Annotated in this window: 4 protein-coding genes and 1 pseudogene; 2 read left to right on the top strand and 3 right to left on the bottom strand. The window is 65.3% G+C overall.

The window, feature by feature from the left end; translation table 11 throughout:
- A pseudogene (locus KIT86_RS24100) lies at positions 1-1,534 on the top strand (hypothetical protein); the annotation flags it as partial.
- A gap of 69 nt (positions 1,535-1,603) precedes the next feature.
- On the opposite strand, the gene KIT86_RS24105 reads toward KIT86_RS24100, so the two are convergent.
- The 3 genes from KIT86_RS24105 to lexA all read right to left on the bottom strand — a co-directional run bounded on the left by KIT86_RS24105 (position 1,604) and on the right by lexA (position 3,914).
- Complete coding sequence (locus KIT86_RS24105; protein ID WP_297403120.1) at positions 1,604-2,611, bottom strand: D-2-hydroxyacid dehydrogenase family protein; 1,008 nt, start codon at positions 2,609-2,611, stop codon at positions 1,604-1,606.
- Positions 2,612-2,721: 110 nt separating this feature from the next.
- On the bottom strand, positions 2,722-3,087 hold the full coding sequence (locus KIT86_RS24110; protein ID WP_297403122.1) for a hypothetical protein: 366 nt from the start codon (positions 3,085-3,087) through the stop codon (positions 2,722-2,724).
- A 140-nt stretch (positions 3,088-3,227) separates the two neighbouring features.
- Complete coding sequence (gene lexA, locus KIT86_RS24115; protein WP_297403124.1) at positions 3,228-3,914, bottom strand: transcriptional repressor LexA; 687 nt, start codon at positions 3,912-3,914, stop codon at positions 3,228-3,230.
- Between the two features lie 130 nt (positions 3,915-4,044).
- On the opposite strand from lexA, the gene KIT86_RS24120 reads away from it, so the two are divergent.
- The coding region (locus KIT86_RS24120; RefSeq protein WP_297403127.1) for an asparaginase at positions 4,045-4,913 on the top strand (869 nt) is incomplete at its 3' end.

Below are 4,913 nucleotides of genomic sequence, written 5' to 3' on the forward strand. Positions count from 1 at the left end.
CAGCAGCGTGGTGCGCCGTCCCTCGGCACCTCCCGCGACGCCCCGCCTGACGCTCGATCCGATCGAACTGGATGCGGGCATCGAGCGAGATCCGACCCTCAAGCTCTCGCCCTCCTTGCTGAGCGAGCCCAGCACGTCCGAGGAAGCCCGGGCCGCCGCCGGCCTTCTCTGGAAGTCCCTCAATGCCTCGCCAGAGGACATTCTGCGGGACGCCCAGAAGCTCGCGGCGCTCGAAGCGGAGGCCGAACAGTTGCGCAATGCCCGCGCGCAGAGCCAGAACAGCATTGGCGAGTTGAACGCTCAGTTGAACGAAGCGCGTGACCAGCGCTACCGCAACTGGCTGGTGTACCTGCTGGGCGCTTTGCTGCTGCTGGCGCTCCTGGCGCTGCTGATGGCGTCGCGGCGGCGTCCTGCGCAGGCCGGGTCCGAGGCCTCGCGAGCCTGGTGGTCTTCGGCGCCCGAAGACAAACCTGCTGCGGCATCGCCGGCAAGACCGGGCGGCCGGCGAGCACCGTTGGTGGCGGCGCCCGCATCCGATGGCTCGGCACTGGACCTTCACCTGGACCAGGACTCGTCGCTGGATGACCTGCAAGGCATGGCTGAGACGACCTCGGGGGACAACGGTGCGCAGCCGCCTTCACCGGCCTCGCTGCAATCCCGCGACCGCCGGGATTTTTCTCCCAGCGCCTTGGGCATCTCACGCTCGGTGGCGACCGAAGAACTGTTCGATGTCCAGCAGCAGGCCGACTTCTTCGTGTCGCTGGGCGAGGATGAACAGGCCATCCAGGTGTTGCGCAACCACCTGGCCGAGAGCCATGAGCCCAGCCCGTTGGCTTACCTCGACCTGTTCAAGCTCTATCACCGGCTGGGACGCCGCGAAGACTACGACGCCCTGCGCGATGAGTTCAACCACGTCTTCAATGCCGGTGCACCGCCGTTCAATCGCTACACCGACGGTGGCCGAGGCCTCGAATCCTACGAGGCGGCGTTCAGCCGCATTCAATCTTTGTGGCCTCAGCCCCGGGTGCTGGACCTGATCGAGGAGTCGATCTTCCGGGACGTCAGTGACGATGAAGTCGAGGTGTTCGATCTGGAGGCCTACCGCGAGCTGTTGTTGCTGCACGCAATCGCCAAGGAGCTGATCAAGCGCGAAGAGCCATTGTCTGGAGCACACAGCGAGTTCAAGCACACCAACATGCAGCCGCTGAAAGCAGATGCCCGGCGTCCGGCTGCGCCCGGTCGGGAGAGGAGCGCTGTCGCCGAGGAACCCGCCGCTGGCCGCAACACCCAGCCGATGGACCTGGATGTGCTTGTGCCGGCTTCGTCCCATCTGGGCCTGGACATCAACCTCAACGACTTGTCAGAATTCTCGGCGTTCGAGGCCTCGCTGCCGGAGGTGTCTCCACCGGTGGAACCGACCGCCAAGGCCGGCGACGGTCAGGACCTGCCCCTGAGCAACCTGATCGACTTCGAAGTGCTGGACTTCATGCCTCCTGACGAAGAGCCCGGCGCGAAGCCGGATGGCCAACGCTGACCGCCTGGGCTCTGACGAAGAAACGCCGGCTACAGCCGGCGTTCTTTCTTTGGGGTCTTCGCAGCGTGGTCAGCGCCGCACCTGGAGCGCGCCTGGATTGACGATGTTGGTCGGTGTGCCCTTGATGTAGTTGATCACGTTGTCGAACGCAGAGGAAAAGTACATCTCGTAGCTGTCCTGCTCCACATAGCCAATGTGGGGTGTGCAGATGCAGTTTTCCAGCCTGAGCAGGGCATGGCCTTGCAAGATGGGCTCGGACTCAAACACGTCGATTGCGGCCATGCCGGGGCGCCCCCGGTTCAGAGAGGCGATCAGCGCCTCGGGCTGGATCAGCTCGGCTCGAGAGGTGTTGACCAGCAATGCGGAGGTCTTCATGGCGGCGAGGTCTTCGGGCGTCACGCAGCCCGCGTTGCGCTCGCTCAGCCGCAAGTGCAGGCTCAGCACGTCGGCCGTTTCAAACAGAGCGGCTTTACTGGGCGCCACGTCGAAGCCATCGGAAGCGGCGCGGGCGCAGCTCTCTTCGCTGCCCCACACAATCACGCGCATGCCAAAGGCTCGCCCGTAACCCGCCACCATTTGCCCAATGCGGCCATAGCTCCAGATGCCCAGCGTCTTGCCTCGCAGGACCATGCCCACGCCAAAGTTGGCGGGCATGGCCGCGGCCTTGAGCCCTGCCTGTTGCCAGGCGCCATGCTTGAGGTTGGAGACGTACTGCGGAATTCGCCGCATGGCCGCGAGAATCAGCGCCCACGTGAGCTCAGCGGTTGAGACGGGTGAACCCACGCCCTCAGCCACTGCGATGCCGCGTTCGGTACAGGCATTCACGTCCACGTGCCCACCCACCCGGCCCGTTTGGGCGATCAACTTGAGGCGAGGCAACTTTTCGACCAGCTGGCGGGTGATGGCGGTGCGTTCCCGGATCAGGACAAGGACATCGGCATCGCGCAATCTCACGGACAACTGGCCCACGCCTTTGACCGTGTTGGTGAAGACTTTGGCCGGGTAAGGCTCCAGTTTCTCGGCACACCGCAGTTTGCGCACAGCGTCCTGATAGTCATCGAGGATCACAATATTCATGACCCTATTGTGCCTTCACCTCCCGCGCCTTCCGGCCCGTTGACCCCTGGTTACATGCAGCGCTGTGCCTCGTGCGCCAGGGGGAGGGCCGCTCGCACCGGCGGCCGCGCTCAGGCCGCGCGGGAGGACAGTTGGCGTTCCTGGTCGGCGAGCCGGTCAAGTTCGGCGCACACGTCGCTGATGCGGCCCGAAATCACCAGCCTCACACCGGCGCGATGCGCCGCTGCAGGGCCTGTCTGCTGAAGCACGCGCACGCGCGGCGCAGGTTCTGACGCCGCTGGCACAGCGCGCAAGACGGTGGGCGTGCGCGCCGTGCTGCCACGTTTGAGCCAGCCGGCTCGCGCAAAACGCTGCATGGCCCGCGTGGTCAAGGGCTCGTTGGCGGCCGGGGTGCGGCGAATGGCGGGAGAGGGCAGCCAGCAGTCGATCAACTGCAGAGGGGCGCGCCACGTGTTGGTGTTGAAAAGTTTTCCCATGCGAAACTCCATTGGTGGGGTTGAACACAGGCAGGATTGCAAAATCAGACGCCTTCGCAGGGATGTGTCCGCTTGGCGGGTTGCACACCCGCCGGGACCAAACGCCCGCCACCTGCTGAGGCGACACCGACCGGAATCGGTCAGAACTGGAAACTGTTGCGGATCAGGCCGACGGCGAGTCCTTCGATTTCAAACGGCTCGCCTGGCTCGACGACGATGGTCTTGTAGTCGGGGTTTTCCGCGTGCAATTCAATCAGGTGCTGGCGCCGCATGAAGCGCTTGACGGTGACATCGTCACCCAGACGCGCCACCACGATCTGGCCGTTCTTGGCTTCCTTCGTGGCCTGCACGGCGAGCAGGTCGCCGTCCATGATGCCGATATCGCGCATGGACATGCCACGCACCTTGAGCAGGTAGTCGGGCGTGCGCTGAAACAGGCTGCGCTCGACCTGGTAGGTCTGGTCGACATGTTCCTGCGCCAGGATGGGCGAGCCGGCCGCGACCCGACCGATGAGGGGGAGCACCAGCTGGGCCAAGCTGGGGATCGGCAGTGTAAGCTGGCGCCCGCGCGAATCGTTGATCGACTGCAGGTCTTCGCTGCGCAAGCGGATGCCTCGCGAAGTGCCACTGACCAGCTCGATCACGCCCTTGCGCGCCAAGGCTTGCAAATGCTCCTCGGCGGCATTGGCCGACTTGAAGCCCAGCTCGCTGGCGATTTCAGCGCGGGTGGGCGGCGCGCCGGTGCGCGCGATTGCCGTCTGGATCAATTCCAGGATCTGTTGCTGCCGGGCGGTGAGCTTCGGTGCGGTATGGGGCATGTCGAGCATGAGAACCTCGCGGAAAACGTGGTGGTCAAGAGGAGCACTGTCGGGGAAGGCAGGTGACACGCGGTAGACGGGTGGCACCTGTTTTCTTATCCAGTATCTGTATTTTTAACCAGTTTTCAAGGATTGGCAAGTGGTGGAAGCAAATGAGAGCCGGCGGCTCGTGATCCTGGGCACCGGCGGCACCATCGCCGGGCGTGCGGCGCGGGCAGGCGACAACGTGGGCTATGTGGCGGGACAGGTCGGCGTGGCCGATCTGGTGGCGGCTGTGCCCGCCCTGGCCAATGTGCCGATGCAGGTGGAGCAGGTCGCCCAGATCGACAGCAAGGACATGGGTTTGCCGGTGTGGCAGGCGCTGGTGGCACGGCTGCAGGTGCATGTGGATGACCCTCGGGTGGCGGCGGTGATCGTGACGCACGGCACCGACACTTTGGAGGAAACGGCCTTCGTCCTGCACCGCGTGCTGCAGCCGAGCAAGCCGGTGGTGCTGACCTGCGCGATGCGCCCAGCCTCCGCGCTGGTGCCGGACGGGCCGCAAAACCTGGCAGATGCGCTGGCCGTGGTGCGAGAGGCCCAGGCTGGCGTCGTGGTGGTGTGTGCCGGGCAGGTGCACGCTGCCTCGGAGGTGGCGAAGGTGCACACCTATCGCCTGGACGCCTTTGATTCCGGAGATGCGGGGCCGCTGGCCTGTGTGGAAGAGGGTGAGGTGCGCCGCTTCAGATCTTCGTGGAGCCCAGCGCCTTCCCGCGACCCAGCCCTCTTGCATCGCTTCCTGGCGGCCGAGGCCTTGCCCCGGGTGGAGCTTGTGACCAGCCATGCCGATGCGGACGGCGGCTTGGTGCGGGCGCTGATGGCCCCAGGCGCGGCGCGGCCCGTGCGGGGCATTGTGGTGGCCGGCACCGGGAACGGCACGGTTCACAAAGACCTGAGCGATGCCTTGATGGCTGCACAGGCACAAGGGGTTCGGGTGGTGCTGGCGACGCGTTGTGCGCGCGGACGGGT

Origin of the sequence: Hydrogenophaga sp. (assembly GCF_026125825.1) — a bacterium.
Lineage (GTDB): Bacteria > Pseudomonadota > Gammaproteobacteria > Burkholderiales > Burkholderiaceae_C > Hydrogenophaga.

Bases quoted from the DNA above. Each gene is read 5' to 3' on its own strand.
- KIT86_RS24110 (WP_297403122.1), bottom strand. From the start codon at position 3,087: ATGGGAAAACTTTTCAACACCAACACGTGGCGCGCCCCTCTGCAGTTG.
- KIT86_RS24105 (WP_297403120.1), bottom strand. From the start codon at position 2,611: ATGAATATTGTGATCCTCGATGACTATCAGGACGCTGTGCGCAAACTG.
- lexA (WP_297403124.1), bottom strand. From the start codon at position 3,914: ATGCTCGACATGCCCCATACCGCACCGAAGCTCACCGCCCGGCAGCAA.